The organism is Thermodesulfovibrionales bacterium (genome assembly GCA_035686305.1).
Taxonomy (GTDB): Bacteria; Nitrospirota; Thermodesulfovibrionia; order Thermodesulfovibrionales; family UBA9159; genus DASRZP01.
Window position 1 is genome coordinate 37,783 of record DASRZP010000088.1, and the last position, 17,816, is coordinate 55,598.

At 51.4% G+C, this 17,816-nt stretch carries 20 protein-coding genes; 8 read left to right on the plus strand and 12 right to left on the minus strand.

The window, feature by feature from the left end; all coding sequences use genetic code 11:
• Positions 1–198: 198 nt before the first annotated feature.
• The 4 genes from secA (at position 199) to VFG09_10275 (ending at position 6,501) form a co-directional block, all read left to right on the plus strand.
• Positions 199–2,817, plus strand: coding sequence for a preprotein translocase subunit SecA (gene secA / locus VFG09_10260; protein ID HET6515531.1), 2,619 nt, complete (start codon positions 199–201; stop codon positions 2,815–2,817).
• Complete coding sequence (locus VFG09_10265) at positions 2,810–4,198, plus strand: sensor domain-containing diguanylate cyclase (protein ID HET6515532.1); 1,389 nt, start codon at positions 2,810–2,812, stop codon at positions 4,196–4,198. Before secA ends, VFG09_10265 begins: the two co-directional genes overlap by 8 nt.
• 2 nt (positions 4,199–4,200) lie before the next feature.
• Positions 4,201–5,151 (plus strand): GTPase domain-containing protein, encoded by a 951-nt coding sequence (locus tag VFG09_10270; protein ID HET6515533.1) that lies wholly within the window; start codon positions 4,201–4,203, stop codon positions 5,149–5,151.
• 255 nt (positions 5,152–5,406) lie between these two features.
• Positions 5,407–6,501, plus strand: coding sequence for an SAM-dependent methyltransferase (locus VFG09_10275; protein ID HET6515534.1), 1,095 nt, complete (start codon positions 5,407–5,409; stop codon positions 6,499–6,501).
• Here the strand turns inward: VFG09_10275 and VFG09_10280 are convergent.
• Positions 6,461–7,252 (minus strand): sugar phosphate isomerase/epimerase family protein, encoded by a 792-nt coding sequence (locus tag VFG09_10280; protein ID HET6515535.1) that lies wholly within the window; start codon positions 7,250–7,252, stop codon positions 6,461–6,463. The two genes, VFG09_10275 and VFG09_10280, sit on opposite strands and share 41 nt — an antisense overlap.
• On the minus strand, positions 7,249–7,578 hold the full coding sequence (locus tag VFG09_10285; protein ID HET6515536.1) for an FmdB family zinc ribbon protein: 330 nt from the start codon (positions 7,576–7,578) through the stop codon (positions 7,249–7,251). The genes VFG09_10280 and VFG09_10285 overlap by 4 nt, the downstream gene beginning before the upstream one ends.
• Before the next feature lie 270 nt (positions 7,579–7,848).
• On the opposite strand from VFG09_10285, the gene VFG09_10290 reads away from it, so the two are divergent.
• Complete coding sequence (locus tag VFG09_10290) at positions 7,849–8,739, plus strand: VacJ family lipoprotein (GenBank protein HET6515537.1); 891 nt, start codon at positions 7,849–7,851, stop codon at positions 8,737–8,739.
• On the opposite strand, the gene VFG09_10295 is transcribed toward VFG09_10290, so the two are convergent.
• From VFG09_10295 to VFG09_10310, 4 genes are all read right to left on the minus strand, one after another.
• Positions 8,736–9,356, minus strand: coding sequence for an ABC transporter substrate-binding protein (locus tag VFG09_10295; GenBank protein HET6515538.1), 621 nt, complete (start codon positions 9,354–9,356; stop codon positions 8,736–8,738). The two genes, VFG09_10290 and VFG09_10295, sit on opposite strands and share 4 nt — an antisense overlap.
• A gap of 14 nt (positions 9,357–9,370) precedes the next feature.
• Positions 9,371–9,820: an outer membrane lipid asymmetry maintenance protein MlaD gene (mlaD, locus tag VFG09_10300; GenBank protein ID HET6515539.1), complete on the minus strand. Its 450-nt coding sequence runs from the start codon at positions 9,818–9,820 to the stop codon at positions 9,371–9,373.
• A 79-nt stretch (positions 9,821–9,899) separates the two neighbouring features.
• Positions 9,900–10,649 (minus strand): ABC transporter ATP-binding protein, encoded by a 750-nt coding sequence (locus VFG09_10305; protein ID HET6515540.1) that lies wholly within the window; start codon positions 10,647–10,649, stop codon positions 9,900–9,902.
• A gap of 9 nt (positions 10,650–10,658) precedes the next feature.
• Entirely contained in the window at positions 10,659–11,498 is an 840-nt protein-coding gene (locus VFG09_10310; GenBank protein HET6515541.1) for an ABC transporter permease, read from the minus strand.
• A 174-nt stretch (positions 11,499–11,672) separates the two neighbouring features.
• Between VFG09_10310 and ribD the strand changes: the two genes are divergently transcribed.
• Together ribD and VFG09_10320 are read left to right on the plus strand one after the other, a co-directional pair.
• Entirely contained in the window at positions 11,673–12,779 is a 1,107-nt protein-coding gene (gene ribD, locus VFG09_10315) for a bifunctional diaminohydroxyphosphoribosylaminopyrimidine deaminase/5-amino-6-(5-phosphoribosylamino)uracil reductase RibD (protein HET6515542.1), read from the plus strand.
• A 139-nt stretch (positions 12,780–12,918) separates the two neighbouring features.
• Complete coding sequence (locus VFG09_10320) at positions 12,919–13,275, plus strand: DUF1573 domain-containing protein (protein HET6515543.1); 357 nt, start codon at positions 12,919–12,921, stop codon at positions 13,273–13,275.
• 9 nt (positions 13,276–13,284) lie between these two features.
• Here the strand turns inward: VFG09_10320 and VFG09_10325 are convergent, their stop codons facing one another.
• From VFG09_10325 to VFG09_10345, 5 genes are all read right to left on the minus strand, one after another.
• Positions 13,285–13,923: a hypothetical protein gene (locus VFG09_10325; protein ID HET6515544.1), complete on the minus strand. Its 639-nt coding sequence runs from the start codon at positions 13,921–13,923 to the stop codon at positions 13,285–13,287.
• Between the two features lie 263 nt (positions 13,924–14,186).
• A complete protein-coding gene (ccsA, locus tag VFG09_10330) occupies positions 14,187–14,951 on the minus strand; it encodes a cytochrome c biogenesis protein CcsA (protein ID HET6515545.1) in 765 nt (254 codons plus the stop codon).
• Between the two features lie 78 nt (positions 14,952–15,029).
• The gene (locus tag VFG09_10335; GenBank protein HET6515546.1) at positions 15,030–15,383 is read right to left on the minus strand and encodes a hypothetical protein; all 354 of its coding nucleotides are present in this window, start codon (positions 15,381–15,383) and stop codon (positions 15,030–15,032) included.
• 297 nt (positions 15,384–15,680) lie between these two features.
• On the minus strand, positions 15,681–16,151 hold the full coding sequence (locus tag VFG09_10340; GenBank protein ID HET6515547.1) for a DUF1003 domain-containing protein: 471 nt from the start codon (positions 16,149–16,151) through the stop codon (positions 15,681–15,683).
• A gap of 12 nt (positions 16,152–16,163) precedes the next feature.
• A complete protein-coding gene (locus tag VFG09_10345; GenBank protein ID HET6515548.1) occupies positions 16,164–16,553 on the minus strand; it encodes a hypothetical protein in 390 nt (129 codons plus the stop codon).
• Positions 16,554–16,842: 289 nt separating this feature from the next.
• Between VFG09_10345 and VFG09_10350 the strand changes: the two genes are divergently transcribed.
• Complete coding sequence (locus VFG09_10350; protein HET6515549.1) at positions 16,843–17,403, plus strand: glycine zipper domain-containing protein; 561 nt, start codon at positions 16,843–16,845, stop codon at positions 17,401–17,403.
• 103 nt (positions 17,404–17,506) lie between these two features.
• Here VFG09_10350 and VFG09_10355 read toward each other — a convergent pair.
• On the minus strand, positions 17,507–17,816 hold a 310-nt coding region (locus tag VFG09_10355), incomplete at its 5' end, for a hypothetical protein (protein ID HET6515550.1).

The window sequence follows — 17,816 nt, forward strand, 5'->3', positions numbered from 1 at the left end:
ACCAAAGTATACAGGCAAAATGCGAACGCGGCAACTGCGGAGGGGGAAAGATTCCGGACAGGGCCGGAATGACTATCGAAGAAGGAATGCTTCAATAAAATACCGGCGGTTCAACCCACTGCCCATAAGAACGACGTTACAGTAAAAAAGTCAAGCAGTTCCTTGCAATTATCCTGAATTATCGGATAATATTAACTTATGGTTCAAGTATTGCTTAAGAAAATATTCGGAACGAAGAACGAACGGGAACTGAAGCGGCTCTGGCCCATGGTCGACAGGATCAATTCCTTCGAAGCCGCTGTCGCCTCCCTCACTGAATCAGAGCTGAAAGACAAGACCGCAGAATTCAGGAGGCGGCTCGAAGAGGGTCAGACTCTTGATGAAATCCTCCCCGAGGCCTTTGCTGTCGTGCGGGAGACATCAAAGAGGGTCCTGAACATGAGGCACTTTGATGTGCAACTCATCGGCGGCATCGTGCTCCATGAAGGAAAGATCTCGGAGATGAAGACCGGCGAAGGAAAGACCCTTGTCGCCACTCTGCCGGTATACCTCAATGCCCTCTCTTCAAGGGGCGTCCACGTTGTCACGGTCAACGATTACCTTGCCCGAAGGGACGCACGCTGGATGGGGCCCCTTTACAATTTCCTCGGCATGAGTGTCGGCGTCATCGTCCACGGCCTTACCGACGAAGAGAGGCAGGCAGCCTACAACGCAGACATAACATATGGAACGAATAATGAATTCGGCTTTGATTATCTGAGGGATAATATGAAATACGATATATCCCACTATGTCCAGAGGGAGCTGAATTACGCCATCGTCGACGAGGTCGACAGCATCCTCGTCGACGAGGCGAGGACGCCGCTCATCATATCCGGCCCTTCCGAGGATTCGACAGACAAGTACTACAGAATCGACAAAATTATCCCGAAGCTCAGGAAGGATGCGGACTACACCATCGATGAAAAGGCGAAGACGGCGATCCTGACTGACGAAGGGAATATGAAGGTTGAACGCTCCCTCGGCATATCAAACCTCTATGACCCCTCCAACATCGAGATCGTCCATCACGTGCTCCAGGCCCTTAAGGCCCATACCCTCTTCAAGAGGGACGTTGACTATGTTGTAAAGGACGGCGAAGTCCTCATCGTCGACGAGTTCACCGGAAGGCTCATGCCCGGAAGGCGGTGGAGCGACGGGCTCCATCAGGCCGTAGAGGCAAAGGAAGGGGTCAAGATCGAGAGCGAGAATCAGACCCTTGCCACGATCACCTTTCAGAACTACTTCAGGATGTACAACAAACTTGCCGGTATGACGGGCACCGCCGATACCGAGGCCGAGGAGTTCGCAAAGATCTACAACCTCGAAGTAGTCGTCATCCCCACGAACAGACCGATGATAAGGGCCGACCACCAGGATTCGATTTACAAGACCGAAGCCGCCAAATTCAAGGCAGCCATAGCGGAGATAGAGGAATTGCACAAGAAAGGACAGCCTGTCCTTGTCGGAACCATTTCGATAGAGAAGTCAGAGGTGCTGAGCGCGATGCTCAGAAAAAAGGGGATCCCCCATTCGGTGCTGAACGCAAAATACCATGAGAGAGAGGCAGAGATCATCGCACAGGCGGGACGGAGCGGCTCGGTCACGATAGCGACAAACATGGCCGGCAGGGGCACGGACATCGTCCTCGGGGGTAATCCGGGAGGTCTCGTAAAAGACCTTCTGGCCGACAAGAAAGATCCGACCGAGGAGGACTCTCGGCGCGCCCTTGAGAAGGCACGGGAGATGTGCAGCAAGGATAAAGAGCAGGTGATAGCAGCCGGCGGACTTCATATTCTTGGAACAGAGCGTCATGAGGCACGAAGGATAGACAACCAGCTTCGGGGACGTTCAGGCAGGCAGGGAGACCCCGGCTCTTCGCGGTTCTACCTGTCTCTCGAAGATGACCTCATGAGGATCTTCGGTTCCGACAGGATCTCCGGCCTCATGGGCAAGCTCGGCATGGATGAGGATATCCCGATAGAAAACAAGATGGTTTCGAAGGCCATTGAGAATGCCCAGAAGCGTGTCGAGGCGCATAACTTTGACATCAGAAAGCATCTCATCGAATATGACGATATCATGAATAAACAGAGGACCGAAATCTACGGCTTCAGGCGTGAAATCCTCCAGGGAGAAAACCTCAGGGAGAGAATCATCGATCTCCTGGAGGACGTAGCTGACGAGCTCATGGGCATCTACTGCCCTGAAGAGCGACATGCTGAGCAGTGGGACATAAAAGGCCTGAAAGACGCCTTCTTCGGAATATTCTCTGTGCCCCTTGAAGAGGTCCCCGAGGACCGTCAGCAGTTGCGGGATGCCCTTCTGTCCGCCGCAAAGGCTGCGTACGGAGGGAAGGAAACTGGTATCGGCGCAGACATGATGCGTTATCTTGAAAAGATGATGTTCCTCCAGGTCCTTGATACCCAGTGGAAGGACCATCTCCTTGGGATGGACCATCTTAAGGAGGGGATAGGGCTCAGGGGCTACGGCCAGAGAGACCCCCTCACGGAATACAAGAGAGAGGCCTTCGACATGTTCGCGGCGCTCACGGAGAGGATCTCGATGGAAACCCTCTCCAGGCTCTTCAAGATACAGATACGCGAAGAGGCCGTGAGAAAGGAGCAAGTCCTGAGAAAGCAGACCGTACGGTATAACAGGGGTGAAGGCTCCGAGGGTAACCAGCCTGTCACCAAGGGCAAGAAGATCGGGAGGAACGACCCATGCCCCTGCGGGAGCGGTAGGAAATACAAGAAGTGTTGCGGTGTAAATGCCTGAGATATTCATTATAGGGAAAGAACTCCTCAACAAGAACTTCGACTTCCTTAAGAAACACGGTACCCTTTCAAAACTCAAGTCCATCAATGATCTTAAGATAACGGCTAAGGGCGGGGCCACCCTGCTCGTCATCGACAAGACACAGAGCAGGGAGAGCTCTTTCATGGATTTCTCGAAACGACTCTCTGACGTGCCGAAGCTTATCGTATCCTCCGACGGCTCCTCAAGGGGGCTCGCTCCGTGGCTGAAGTTGCCCCTTACCTTGCCGACGAGGAACCCTGATGACAGAGAACTCTCTTTTCTTGCCCGACATCTCATCTCACAGAAGACAAATCTCCAGGACAGCATACGTCTGAAGGAGGAACTCTCCTGCTCGAGGTCGGAGCTCGATCTTCTCGAGGTCATAGGGAAGATCCTCATTTCCGATATCGCCATCGACGATATGCTCGGGGTCATCATGAAGAACGTAAAGAAGGCCCTCGGGGCGGCAGCGTGGTATGTTTTTCTGCTCAATGAGGACACCGGTGAGCTTGTCCTCGAAAGAACCGATGATAAAAAAAGCAAACAACAGCAGGAGCAGAAATTGAGGCGCGGGGAAGGGGTCGCCGGCTGGGTGTTTAAGGAGGGGATTCCCGTCATTGTCCCCGATGTCTCACAGGACAAGCGTTGCATGCATTATTCAGCTCAACAGAAGGGCTCCCATGCAGTCTCACTCATCTCAGTCCCGATCAAGACGGCCGATCATACCCTAGGAGTAATAGAATTCGTCGGCAAGGCAGCAGGAAGGCCCTTTACCAAAGACGATCTTGATCTCCTCATGCGGACCCTTGATTATGCCGCCCTCGCCATAAAGGTTGCTTCACTCTATCAGAAGATGGCCGATCTTTCCGTTACCGACGATCTGACAAAACTTTTCAACAGCCGCTATCTGAACCGGACCATTGAAGTGGAAATACAGAGATCTGAGCGTTCCCACGTATCCGTCTCGCTCATTTTCATGGATATCGACTACTTCAAGGAGGTGAATGATCATCACGGACATCTGACGGGAAGCAAACTCCTTGTGGAAATCGGCCAACTCTTGCTGAAGAACCTCCGTTCCATTGATATCGTCGCACGATACGGCGGCGATGAATTCGTCATCGTCCTTCCCCAGACCGGTCCTGACGTAGCCGAAGGGGTTGCTGAAAGGATACGCAGGGAAGTCGAACAGAATGTCTTCCTGAAGAAGGAGGGCCTTTCCATTAGAATAACTGCCAGTTTCGGTGTTGCTTCATACCCGGAACATGCAAAGTCGAAGGACGATCTTCTTCGTCTTGCCGATGAGGCCATGTACCGGGTGAAAAATTATACGAGAAACGGTGTTTATGCTATAATTTAAAAATGGCCTTCTTCAATTATGTAACAAAAGAAATCACCCTGAAGGTTGTTTACTACGGCCCCGGCCTGAGCGGAAAAACAACGAATCTCCAGCACCTCTATTCCGTTCTCGATCCTGCATCCCGCGGGAAGTTTATATCCCTCGCAACAGAGGCCGACAGGACACTCTTCTTTGATTTCCTGCCCGTTGACCTCGGAAAGATCCGGGAGTTTACGCTCCGGTTCCAGCTCTATACCGTTCCCGGGCAGATACGGTACAACGCGACGCGAAAGCTCGTTCTGAAAGGCGCAGATGCCATCATCTTTGTCGCAGACTCCCAGAGGGAGATGAGGGAGCAGAACCTTGAGAGTCTCGAAAACATGAAGGAAAACCTTGTGGCGAACAACATCGATCCCGACTCCATTCCCATGGTCATTCAGTATAATAAACGTGACCTTCCCAATGTCCTGCCTCTTGAGGAACTGGAGAGGGATCTGAACAAAAGACACTTTGAATTTACCGAGGCGGAAGCGGTCAAAGGCAAGGGAGTGATGGAGACCTTCCGCGTTATCACAAAGACCCTTGTCAAGGACATTGCCCGAAAGCATAAAGTGGATATCGCTCCTGCCAAAGATGAAGGGATAGCGATCAGGATCCACGAAAAGAGCGAGCTGGACGTTGAGGAAGCGATCCCTTTACAAGAGCCTGAGACATTCACGGAAGAGGTCGCAACTGCCTCACTCCCTGTTGCGTCGCAAGGCTCCTTCTTCCCCGACGAAAAATTGAATTCCCTGGCGGAGAGCCTCGACGAGATAAACCGAACCCTTTCAAAGATGAAAGACAGCCTTGCCTTTCTTTCGAGCGAGGTCATCGAGACGAGAAAACAGCAGGATGGCATCCATAAAGCCCTCAATGAAATAAACAGGTCTCTGTCAAAGTTCAGACCGAAAAGGCGGTGGTTCTTTTTCCTGTGAAGACCAAATCCGTTCCCCTTCCGGCTTTACCATGAGCACATTCTTCCAGAATCGGGAAACAATGCCTTAAGAAAAGAGAGAAATTATCGTATATTTCTCAGTGACGAGATGGCTTCTATAACGCAATGAGTAATTGCGCATTGAGCCGTATGTTGTACCTCTTATCTGCTCAAGGAAATCCGTGAAGACTCACGGTGCGTTCCCATGCCCTCCCTGAAGGAAAGGATATTAGAAAGGATAGCTTCGAGGGGTCCCATGAATTTTGAAGCGTTCATGGATATGGCCCTGTACTACCCTTCCCTCGGTTACTACGCAAAGGATTCGGCAAAGATCGGCAGGACAGGAGATTTTTATACGAGTCCCCATCTCCATAGGATTTTCGGTGCTATGATAGGAAGGCAGTTGGAAGAGATGTGGGTTTTGATGGGTCGTCCTGACCTCTTCAGCGTCGTTGAGATGGGTGCAGGGATGGGACATCTTGCAAAGGACCTTCTGGAATATCTCAGGGGAGAAGGCGGGAAAGGGCAAGACACAGAGGGAGAAAAGAGTCTCTTTGAACATCTCAAGTACACCATCATCGAAATCAACCCCTCGCTCGGAGAAAGGCAGCGTGAACTGCTCAGAGATTTCGTGGACAAGATGACCTGGCTCTCTCACATCGGGGAAATCGGAGCCGTCAGGGGCTGTTTCCTCTCGAATGAGCTTCTTGACGCCTTTCCAGTCAGGCTTGTTGAGATGGCCGATGATCTGATGGAGATTTATGTCTCTGCAGAGGGAAAGAGCCTCGTCGAGAAGAGAGTCCCCTGCAGCAGCGAAGTGAAGGAGTACTTCAGGGAGTTCGGCGTTGAACTCCCCAGGGGCATGAGGACAGAGGTGAATCTAAGACTGAGAACGTGGCTTAAGGAGGTCGGAGAGAAGCTTTCCGATGGTTTCGTTTTGACGATAGACTATGGCTACCCTGCGTGGGATTACTACGGCGATGACAGAAGCAGAGGCACCCTCCTCTGTTATTATGAGCACCAGATCAATGAAGATCCCTATCAGCATGTCGGAGAGCAAGACATCACGGCACATGTGAATTTCTCCTCCTTGAAAAAATGGGGCGATGAATTCGGTCTGAAGACCCTCGGTTTTTGCCCCCAGGGAACGTATCTCGTCTCACTCGGTATCGATGAAGTCATCACAGAGTTCTATGGAAGCCTGCCCGATCCCCTTGAGATTGCACAGATCAAGGGCTTGATCATGCCCCAGGGAATGGGCGAGACACACAGAGTAATGGTCCAGTATAAAGGAGCGGGCTTACCCGTTCTCAGGGGGTTTCGTCTGAGAAACCAGATGGGGAAACTCTAGTAAACCTCTTCAGACGCTCGATGCTCTTCAGGACTCTCTCGGGTGTATGTGCTTCAATAGTGTAAACACATTCCCTTTCCCTTGTTGCAGCAAAGAGTGTCTCAAAATCGAAGGTGCCGTCGCCGACGGGAAGGTGTGCATCGAAACTCTTATCGTTATCGTGGAGATGGAGCTCAACGATGAAGCTGCCGAGGGTATCGAGCCATTCTCTCAAAGGCACCTTTGAGAAAAGGTTGCAGTGACCGGTGTCAAAGCATATCCCGAAATTCTGCGAAGAGAGTTCCTTCATGAGAGCCTGAAGATTAGAGGGTTCGTCTTCGAAGATATTCTCGATCGCAAGTTTAAGATTGAGTCGGGCCGCCTTTTCTATGAACGGCCGCCACGTCTTCAGACTCCCCTCTAGCCAAAGGTCAATCCTATGAGCATATTTCCACTTTTCGTAGCCGGAATGAAATACGATAGTCTCAGGCCTAAGGACCTCTGCGATGCCCAGCACCTGTGAGAAACGCTCGACAGTAACTGTCCTGATTTTGGAATCAACCGCTCCCGGCGAGAGGTCCATGAAAGGGGCATGCATGGAGAGAGAGGGCTTATACTCAAGACTATGCTTCAGCGCCTCGATACTGCCATCTCTTAAAGAATCGAGGGATGCAGCAGAAAAGTATATCTCGAGGTTCAGTCTCTCCTTTCTGAGAAGGGGGAGGTACTTCCCTATCTTGTCGTAGGGGATGTGGACATGGACTTTACTCACTCAGACTTGGCAGCGACTTCGGGTTTCTTCTCAGATTTGTCCTCTGACTTGGAAGGAGGTTCAGACTTTTTTCCGGCATTATCCTCAGAAGTCGCTCCCGTCTTCTGAGTCGTTTCCCCTTCGGCATCCTGCTTCGTCTTTCTGTCACCTGAGGCATAATCAGTCTTATACCAACCTGAGCCTTTCAGGACAAAGGAAGTAGGAGATATGAGTTTCCTCATATGGCCTCCGCAGTCAGGACATAGAAGAAGGGGGCTGTCAGAGTGCCTCTGCATCATCTCATGATGCCTTCCGCAGGCCGTGCATTCGTACTCGTATATCGGCATATCTACCTCCTATGAATAATCTACTATAACCCATCTTTCTGACGATAATCAATTTACGGCTCGAGAATGTATCGTGGAAAATGCTGGATTTTTTTTGGCAATAAGGTAAAATAAAAGTTGAAGCATCTGCCTCTGCCCGCGTCGTCAAGGTCTTGAGCAGGGGCTGCTGAAAACAATTTCGTCGTCCCCTTAATCCGAAACCCGGTGTGTCCCTGGGTCCCGGTTTTCGCGGGAACGACCACGATGAAAGGCGGAACAAGAATGGTGCCGATGAGAAGGTCTTCCTTGCTATGGCTTGTTTTCTTGATCTTTCTTCTCTTGCCGTTGTCCGCAGGAGCGGATGAACTTCGGGATATCCCGAAGGCCGAACAGGATGTCTCGAACATCGAACGAGATACCTCGAAGACCGAACAGGATACTTTAAAGGGCGAAACAGAAGGTTCTGCGGCGGTCAACGCAGCCCCGGCAGAGTCGGCGGAAACCCAGGAAGCGGTCGAGGAAGAATTCGTCGAAGTGAAACCCATGGCCGACCCTCTTGAGCCATTGAACCGCCTTTTCTACTTCGTCAACGACAAACTCTATTTTATCATCTTCAAACCGGTAGCACAGCTATACAGCCTTGTTGTCCCTGAATTTGGTAGGGTCCGCATTCGTAACGCCTTCCATAACATGACAGCCCCTGTCCGCATCGTCAATTCCCTTCTCCAGCTGAAAATGAAGGACGCAGGCGTCGAACTCGCGCGTTTCCTGATAAACTCTTCCGTCGGTCTCGCCGGAATGTTCGATGTTGCATCTCAAAACCCCGATCTCAAAGGTTCGGACAAAGACCTGGGACAGACACTGGGAGTCTACGGCGTCGGCGAGGGAATTTTCCTTATGCTGCCTATTCTCGGGCCCTCTTCCTTGAGGGACTCCGTGGGAATGGCAGGCGACACATTCCTCAATCCAATCACCTATATCAAGCCTACGGGAACGTCACTAGCAGTCCGTGCCCTCGAATATGAGAACGCCCTTTCCCTCAGGATCGGCGAATATGAGGACCTCAAGGAATCGGCCGTTGACCCCTATACATCGCTTAAGGACGCTTACACCGAATACCGACGGAATAAAATAAAGCAGGAAAAGCCCGCGCCAGCTCCTGCTCTTGTTCCTGCTCCTTAAGACGTCGGCTCCTTGAGGGACTTGCTCTTCATCCTCTTCACCAGTTCCTCATATGATTGCGAGCGGATGATCTCATTGAACTGATTCCGGTAATTGTTAACGAGGCTGACCCCTTCGATCACGACATCGTAGGCCATCCACAGGTTCCCTTTTTTCAGCAGCCGGTACTCTATCGGTATATCCACTTCCTTGCTCGTGATGATGCTCGTCTTTACCGTAGCATACGGGCCTTCGGTCTTTTCGTCACGGTAGGCCACCTTTTCATCCTGATACCGCTCGATCTTTTTTATGTATGTGTTCTCGAGGAGGTCGGTGTACAGGGCCACGAACTCCTTCTGTTCCTGGGGCGTCCTCTTCTTCCAGTTCTGGGCAAGGGAACGTCTTGCCATCTCTTCAAAATCGAACCTTCCCGAGACGATATTCCTGATCTTCGCCCGTCTCTCCTCGGTCTTTTCGGGTCTCTTGAGTTCCTTGTTCCTCAGAATGTCAAGGACGGCATCGACGGTCTGCTTCACCTGATCCGTAGGCTCCCCGGCATTCGCCTTTGAAGGAGCAGATAACAAGAGGGAGAGACAAAAAAGCACGAGAAAACCGAATGTCATTCCATCTGTCCTCATAGTTTCCTCCTCATTTAAACTTTTCCGAAGGCGTACTTCGAGATGATCTCCTCAACATCGATGGCCGATTCCGTTTCCCGAATCTTGCCGCCCGCAGAGATCATGGCATCGGACGCTCCCGGCGTAATCTCTACATACCGTTCTCCAATGAGTCCCTTTGTCTTCACTGAGGCAATGGCGTCCTCCTGGATCTTCACAGCCGTGTTCAGATTCAATGCCACCCGAGCCTGATAGTCTTTGTCGAGCCGCACGCTCTTCACCTTTCCGACTTCAACGCCCGCTATTTCGACGCTCGAGCCCGCTTTGATTCCCCCTGCCTTTGCAAAATCTGCATAGACAGTATAATACCTTGTGCCGATCACTTCAAGCCTCCCCAGCTTTATCGATATATAAGCGAGGCAGATGATCCCTATCACCAGAAAAAGACCCACAGCCATATCGAGATCAAACGTCTTCCTATGCATAATCGTCCTCCTCTGCTCCGATTTTCGCTCTCCCCTCTATCCTTCCTTCCAAAGGTAATCTCGTCTTTCGTCCTCGATCTTAATAAACAATCTCAATAGGCCCTGTCAGGCTTCCCGTTATGAACTGTCTCACAATAGGATCTCCGGAGGCTCTGATCTCATCGGGCGTGCCGATCACCTCTATCTTGCCTTTGTAGAGAAAGGCGATCCTGTCGACAATGGAGAAGATCTCGGGGATATCATGGCTGATCATAACGCCGGTGAAGCCGTATTTTTTATGGGTGTCGCTGATGAGCTTATGAATAGCATGAAGCATGATCGGATCAAGACCGGTCGTGGGCTCGTCAAAGAGCACTATCTTGGGCTCTGTTATAAGCGCCCTCGCAAGGGCGACCCTCTTCTTCATGCCGCCGCTTATCTCGTCCGGGTATTTTTCTTCGATGCCTTTAAGACCGACATCCAGCAGGGCTTCCTCCACCTTGTCATGAATGTCCGATTCCGAAAGCCTTGTCTTCTCTCTTACGGGAAAGGCGATATTATCGTAAATGGTCAGGGAATCGAAGAGGGCTCCTCCCTGAAAAACAACGCCGAAGTTCTGTCGTATTCTGTCGAGCGCTCTTCTCCTGAGTCTCGTTATGTCCTCGCCATCGACAAGCACCTTCCCTGAATTGGGCCTGAGAAGGCGTATGAGATGTTTGAGGAGGACGCTCTTTCCGCCTCCGCTCTCCCCGATGATAGCGATCAATTCCTTGTCACGAATCGTCAAATTGACGCCATCGAGGACCTTCTGCGGCCCGAAAGACTTCGTGAGTTCAATAATCTCGATCATACGCCCTTCCTAGATAAACAGGGTGCCGAGGAAATAGTCCCATATGAGGATTAGGACAGAGGACATGACGACGGCCTCTGTCGTGGACTTACTCACCCCCTCTGCGCCGTACCCTGTGTAAAAGCCTTTATAGCAGCATATCCATAATACGAGAACTCCAAAGCTGAAGGATTTGTAGAATCCGATAAGAATGTCCCTCATGTCGACAAACTGCTTCATCTGCGAGAAATAGGTCCCGGAGCTGAGGCCGAGGAGCTTTACCCCCACCAGATATCCACCCCATATGCCGATGAAATCAAACATGGCAGTAAGGAGGGGGAACGTGATCATTGCTGCAACGATCTTCGGGACAACGAGATACCTCATCGGGTTAAGCGCCATCGACGTTAGGGCGTCTATCTGCTCGGTTATCCTCATGATGCCGATCTCGGCTGTAAGGGCTGAACCCGCCCTTCCCGTAATCGTGAGTGCAGACAGCACCGGGCCTAACTCGCGGATGAGGGTGAGGGCGACAGCAGGACCGAGCATTGCCTCTGAGCCGACTTTTCTGAGGGTATGGAATATCTGTAGGGCAAGTACCATCCCGGTAAAAGATCCCATGAGGAAGATGACAACCATGGATTTTGTTCCGATGAACTGTATCTGTCTCAGAAAGATTCTGTATTTGAAAGGAGGGACAAAGACGTAGGCAAGGGAGTAGAGCAAAAAGATGTACATACGCCCCAGCGTCTTCAGTGTCGAGAGCGCCCACGAACCCGCGCCTCTCAGCCATTCTGCCACTGTCCGATGCCACAGACTGATTCCGTTCTCCATGGGTATTAGGATAAAGGGAAATACTCTTCTTGTCAAACGCTCGTTATCGGAGGCGATTCACAGTCACGTCATTCTTACGGCGAACAGGTTGAGTTGGCTGCCTTCTACTGCAGTCGTCCGTCATCGCTTCGGCAAAGAGATACCTCCTCTGCTCCTGCCGGCCCGCAAAACAGAATCCGTTCCTATGGTATACTCTCACAGAGTTGAGAAATGGCCGACAGACTGACTGAAGAACATTTCATGGAGAGGGCTATCATGCTTGCAGCGAGGGCGCGGGGGATGACGAGCCCGAACCCCATGGTCGGAGCCGTCATCGTCAAGGATGAGAAGATTATCGCCGAAGATTATCACAGAAAAGCGGGTACTCCTCATGCAGAGGCCCTTGCACTCTCAAAGGCCGGAAGGGATGCGAGGGCATCCACGCTTTATGTGAGCCTTGAACCATGCTGCCACACCGACAAGAGGACGCCGCCCTGCACAAAGGCGATCATAGGAGCGGGCGTCAAGAGGGTCATCGTGGCCATGAGAGATCCCAATACGAAGGTCTCGGGCAGGGGAATCAGGGAATTAGAAGAGGCGGGCATCAAGGTCATATCGGGGATAGCCGAGGCGAAGGCCCGAAGGCTAAACGAATCCTATATCAAATACATAACTACGGGTAAACCCTTTGTCACGTTGAAGGTCGCCATGACCCTCGACGGCAAGATCGCGACACCCGAAGGCCAATCGAAATGGATAACGGGACAGAGGGCACGGCTCGTCGTCCATAAGCTGAGAAGCGGCGTTGACGCCGTCATGACCGCAATCGGCACTGTCAAGACAGATGATCCTCAACTCACAGTAAGACTGAAGGGAAAGCGGAAGAACCCGGTAAGAGTCGTCATTGACCCTAACATCGAGATTCCTCTCGATGCGAAGATACTCAAGGTCCCTCCTGAAACGATCATTGTTGCGAAAGAGCCCGATGCGGCGAGGAAGTCCGTGCTCGCTCACAAGTTAGAAAACCTCGCCCTATCAGGAACATCATTGCTATATTTTAGAGAAAAGCTTGCTCTTCATTGGCTCATGGAGAGGCTTGGCGAGAGAGGGATCACTTCCGTAATGATTGAGGGCGGCTCCTCCCTCAATGCCCATGCCCTTGAGGACGGAATCGTCGATAAGGTGATCTTCTTCATCGCGCCCAAGATTATCGGCTCCAGAGAATCTTTCCCGGCAGTTGGCGGAAAAGACTTCAGGAGACTTGAAGACGCCTTCTCGCTCAAGGATATGCGCGTCAGACGCCTGGGAGATGATATCATGATCGAAGGTTATCTGTAATGCTGCTGTCACCAGACGGCAGATCCTTCTTGACGATTTCCGCGCAGAATGGCGACTCTCTGCATGTGAGCGACTCGTTGATATGGTATAATGTGACATGAAGAAGATTATTCTAGTTTGCGCGATCCTCTTCCCTGTCATGGCTTATGCCCAGCCCTCCATACACTTTCAAGATGAGATCCATGATTTCGGAGAGGTGAAGGAGGGGACGCAGTTGGAGCACGTCTTCGATTTCGAAAACGCAGGAACCTCGGACCTCATGATCTCAGGAGTAAAGGCATCCTGAGGATGCACTGCAGCGATGGCTAGTTCAAGCCATCTGAAGCCGGGAGAAAAAGGGAAAATAACGGCAAGGGTCGATACCGCCAAGAGAAGAGGCATTCTCGTCAAGACAGTCGAGGTCTTCAGTAACGCCACGGATCGACCCAGGACGGTCCTCACCCTGAAAGCGATGGTGAAAGGTCCTGATACTTCGGCCATACCCCCGACAAAGTAGGAGGATTCTCTAGCCCGCCTCACTCCTCCCTTCGCGTCCCGTTTTGAGTAGAACAAGCATCACTGTTCCGGAGAGAAAGAGTACCCCTCCGGCAAGCGCCCATGGTGCGCCCGGCTCCCTTGTAATCTCAAGGAGGACCGTTTTTTCCGGGGATGCCCTCAGATCCTTCACGTAGACCCCTAGTCCTTCCCGGAGAGACGGTCTGTTCGGCATAAGTAGCTCTTCATGCACCATCCTTCCCTCAGAGAGGTATGCGACATCAACTGCCCAATCACTCACGTAACCATAAGAGTCGACGGATATGGTTATGCTCCTGACCTGAAGGGTCGTATTGTTCGGGAGATTGAAAGAGGCACCCTCCCGAGCTACTGCCATACCTTTAAAGCTGCCCATTGCGCTCAGGAAATGGGCAAGGAGAATAACGAGAAAGCCGATATGGATTATCTGGGGCGAGATCAGGAGGAGCCATTGAGCATTCCTTCTCTTCCTGATGACCGATTCGATGCTGCAGAAAAGGGTATTCGCCGTCAGGACAGAGAGGAGACCTACCGAGGCCCATAACCACCAGGTTATGCCCAGCGGCTGCTCCTTCATCCATCCGAAAAGAGGAAGGGAATGGATCGACTGGAATTCCTCTTTCAGAGGCATGATACATGCTCCTCCCAGGAGCATGATGAGCAGGAAGAGGAGGGACCAGAGAGTCGTCCTCAGGGATACAAAGAAACCTAACGTGTGTCTTATGAGCTTATACATAATACGAAAACGGTCACGACTGAAACTGCGTGCGGCAGTATTCCGTCATTCCGGCTGTTCGGAATCTCTCTTCTTTTTCAGAAAGATTCCCGACGCGCTCCGCTTGCGGGCATGACAAGTGTATGGTTTTACAAGTAGCCTCCTTAACAATTGAGCGATTAAAAAGTATGAGAACTCTTCATTAACAGACTCACTCCGAGATAGGTGAACAAAACGACTCCGAAACCTGCCATGCCAAGAATGACAGCAGGTTTCCCATTCCACCACGTTCTCAGCCGGGCGTGGAGATAGGCGGTGTAATAAAGCCAGAGGATGCTTGTCCAGAGCTCCTTGGGAGTCCATAGCCAGTACGTTCCCCACGCAAGATATGCCCACACTCCCCCGACTATCATCGACAAAGAGAAGAGGCAGTATCCGACAAGGATCGTCCTGTATTGAAAGCCTTCAAATGAAGGTTCCTGCCCCCGAAGGAAAAGGTATCCGAAAATAGCGGCCAAGGCGAAAAGGGCATAGGAGAGAAATGCCAGGACAACATGGAGTTCGAACCAAAGGGTTTTGAGAACGGGTGGAAGGGGAGTATTATGCTGTTTTGAGATGAGGCCGAATATCGTAAAAGCAGCTGCCGTCAGAGCAGCTGCGGAAGAGAATCGCTCATTCTTCCTCGGAATGTTCCGAAAAGGAAGTGAGAAGGCGACGATAGACGCTGCAATGAAGGTGAGGGTGTCGTGGGGTCCCACCAAGGGCAGCCTTCCGAGACCCAAGCCCCTTGAGACGATATACGTTATCTGCAGGAGGAGCCCGGCATACAAAAAGGGCCTCTTCCAGAGGCTCAAGAGATACAAAGGAAAGACTGCGAAGGCCATCCGCAACGAAGAAAAGAAAAAGAACAGCTTCTCGGGAGTCTCTGCAGGGAAGAGCAGCATGAGGTTAAGCCATCAACAGGTGTTCAAAGTCCCCGACGCCCGAGTATCATAGTTGAAGTATCCGGTATTTTGCCCGTTCTATTCAAGATCTCTCTTGGCAACAAAGAAAACACCGGCGGCTATAAGAATGGTAATGCAGGCTACGGTCAATCCGAGTGACTTTCCATGCCACAATCCGACAAACCAGTGACTTAACTCGCTCGCAAGGACATTCGCCCGTCCGCCATAAAGCTCCATGTTGCGCATATATGTCTTGGAATCTTCACGCATGTTCTCATAAACGTATCCACCTCCTACGTCATAACCCAAAACGTTGTCCCCATCCTTCTCAGATGTCAGATAGATCACAACGGCACTGCTCAGACCCACGACAAGAATCATGGCCGGGACGAGGTAAAGGCGCCTCTGGAGATGTAAGATTTTCCGGTTCATGTCGTCTCTATTCTTCCTCCGTTATTGTTTCATCGGTCAGGTTGGGAGCCTCGTTGCCCCCTTGCGTCAACGGCTGTGTTCATCAACTTATTACTCTTAATAGTAGCACTTCTCTCATTGATATGTCATTTACCGACAACACCGTGCCCGTAAAGTTCAATTACGCAGACGATGAGAACGCCTGAGAGGTTGCAGGTGACACAGGAAGTCGGGGTAAAGCTGATGACCACGGGAGACAAAGGAGGCTTCCATCGATGAGGATATTCGAACCGTCCTGGCTCAGCCGTCTTTCGAAATTCAGTCCTTCTGCTTCAGGCCATCACTCTCCAAATGATGAAGGATTCTCAGGATGAGATCGTTCTGCTGTTCAAGATGCAGGAGAATGGTCTCGATCTCCTTTTCGGCCTTTACATTGATATCAAAATCCGATTCTGCCCTTGCCTCTGCGTGACGACCTTGGAGATTCTGACCTATCATAATGAGCGGCATCAAGAATATCTGCAGCATGTTGGATAGAAAAAGCCATAAGACAAAGGCCGGGAACGGATCAAACCTCCACTCCTTCGGCCCCAGAGTGTTCCATCCAAGCCAGGCAAAGGTCCAAACAAGAATAAGAATGAAAAATCCCATTGAGCCAACCTTGTCCGTGATCCAGACTGCAAAGAGCTCCAAAGGGGTCAGACTCTTTCTATGCTCAACATTGACGTTCCTGACAGGCTTGTGCAGCTTTTTCAGTTCTTCATGAGTTAATGGTCGCTTGTCGGTCATCCATGAGCTCCTTCACTTACGGGGGGGATTCTGTCTCGGCATAAAATTAACATTCGGCTCTACGAAGATAGGCATCTGCTGCTTCTCTCCTTCGTAGATAGTCGTCAGTTTTTCAATCTGTCCGGTGCTGTAAATCCGGAGGTAGACATTGTCGCCTTTCACGACCAACGTTCTCTTTGACGCATCCCATTCCACGTCAAAGACTCTGGTGCCGCCGTCGTGGTAGGCTACTCTCTTCCCGGAAGAACCGATTTCGATAACCTTTTCCGAAGTTTCGGAAATCACTCTTCCGTCCCTGTCCACAAGAAAATACCCGCCGGCATGTGCGGTTATCGGAAAAAGAACGGTCAGCATACCCATGAAAAGCGGGATTAACCTTGCTACCCTGGAAAGGCATTTCATTTCAATTCCCCCCTCTCTTATCTTGAGATAGCGACAGCCTTGCCGCTCTTAACTATATCACAAAAGGTGAAAGAGAGATTTTCGATAAGACAAACAGCCGGTGAGATGAGGAAGACCCGAAAAGACTGCGATGAGGAGAAGTTATCATATCTGCGAAGAGTCCTTCTCAGGGAGGGCATGCCCTTGACGGCACCCGTATAGTTTTAGTAGATTTAACCGGGACGTGATGTTTTCCTTTGATTCGGTCTTTGATGAAGGTCAGGCACTAACCATAGAAAAGGAGACGGAAATGAAGAGAGGAAAGAAGTTCGTGAGTATCATCTGCATCTTTGGAATGCTTGTCACCGTATCACTGGGCGCCGGATGCGCCACGCAGGCCCAGACAGGAGCAGCAACGGGCGCAGGAGCGGGCGCTCTCATCGGCGGACTTGCCAACATGCACGGGTCGTGGGGTGCAACAGCCCTGATCGGGGCGGGTGTTGGCGCCGGTATCGGCTATCTCATCGGCAATGAAGAGGACAAGAAGGATGCCGCAAGGCGCCAACAGGCAACGGAAGGGGAGTTAAGGCCTCTTGCCGGTACGACGTGGCAGGTCGTCAGCATCGTGCCTACCCCCGCGAAGTCCCATAAGTCGATTGTTTCACATTTCAGGAAAGACGGCACTGTTGTAACAACGAAGACAAATCTGGACGGGAAGGTAGAGACGACAACGGAGCGCTATCGCATCGTCGGGTCAACGCTCATTCTGAGCACGAAAGACTACGTTGTAAACGCCACATTTAAAATCGACGGTAAGAAGTTGATCATCGATTACGGAAACGGGAGCTCTGTCCTTCAGCGAGTCAGTTGAGAAGATAAGAGAGGCGCGGTCGGATCTTTGATCATCCGCAATCCCCGGTGAAATCAGGAACGCGGGGATTGCGGGTTCTCCACTTCTTAATGAGGCCTCTGGCCTACTTCTCCTCCTTCTTTTCATGCTCTTTGTTCTCTTCCTTCCTCTTCTTACTGCCGGTCAGATAGGCTTCAACGGGTCTCCAGCCAAAGGACGCCTCCTTCCCTGCCAGACTCAGAAGTCCGTTCACTGCCGCAACACCAAGGGCGAACAGAAAGGCCGCGGGAAGGGCTGCGATATAGGCCAATCCTACAAAGGGTGCCGTCGCTATCTTCCGGATCGTCTTCATCGTGCTGCCCTGTCCCAGTTCCCTCCGGTACTCCCTATCCTCCTTTGCCGTGGTCACCATGGACTTGAAGGGCTTCGGCTTC

Coding starts and splice junctions, on each gene's coding strand:
- secA (HET6515531.1), top strand. CDS start 199: ATGGTTCAAGTATTGCTTAAGAAAATATTCGGAACGAAGAACGAACGG.
- VFG09_10265 (HET6515532.1), top strand. CDS start 2,810: ATGCCTGAGATATTCATTATAGGGAAAGAACTCCTCAACAAGAACTTC.
- VFG09_10270 (HET6515533.1), top strand. CDS start 4,201: ATGGCCTTCTTCAATTATGTAACAAAAGAAATCACCCTGAAGGTTGTT.
- VFG09_10275 (HET6515534.1), top strand. CDS start 5,407: ATGAATTTTGAAGCGTTCATGGATATGGCCCTGTACTACCCTTCCCTC.
- VFG09_10285 (HET6515536.1), bottom strand. CDS start 7,578: ATGCCGATATACGAGTACGAATGCACGGCCTGCGGAAGGCATCATGAG.
- VFG09_10290 (HET6515537.1), top strand. CDS start 7,849: ATGAGAAGGTCTTCCTTGCTATGGCTTGTTTTCTTGATCTTTCTTCTC.
- VFG09_10295 (HET6515538.1), bottom strand. CDS start 9,356: ATGAGGACAGATGGAATGACATTCGGTTTTCTCGTGCTTTTTTGTCTC.
- mlaD (HET6515539.1), bottom strand. CDS start 9,820: ATGCATAGGAAGACGTTTGATCTCGATATGGCTGTGGGTCTTTTTCTG.
- VFG09_10305 (HET6515540.1), bottom strand. CDS start 10,649: ATGATCGAGATTATTGAACTCACGAAGTCTTTCGGGCCGCAGAAGGTC.
- ribD (HET6515542.1), top strand. CDS start 11,673: ATGGCCGACAGACTGACTGAAGAACATTTCATGGAGAGGGCTATCATG.
- VFG09_10325 (HET6515544.1), bottom strand. CDS start 13,923: ATGCCTCTGAAAGAGGAATTCCAGTCGATCCATTCCCTTCCTCTTTTC.
- ccsA (HET6515545.1), bottom strand. CDS start 14,951: ATGCTGCTCTTCCCTGCAGAGACTCCCGAGAAGCTGTTCTTTTTCTTT.
- VFG09_10335 (HET6515546.1), bottom strand. CDS start 15,383: ATGAACCGGAAAATCTTACATCTCCAGAGGCGCCTTTACCTCGTCCCG.
- VFG09_10340 (HET6515547.1), bottom strand. CDS start 16,151: ATGACCGACAAGCGACCATTAACTCATGAAGAACTGAAAAAGCTGCAC.
- VFG09_10345 (HET6515548.1), bottom strand. CDS start 16,553: ATGAAATGCCTTTCCAGGGTAGCAAGGTTAATCCCGCTTTTCATGGGT.
- VFG09_10350 (HET6515549.1), top strand. CDS start 16,843: ATGAAGAGAGGAAAGAAGTTCGTGAGTATCATCTGCATCTTTGGAATG.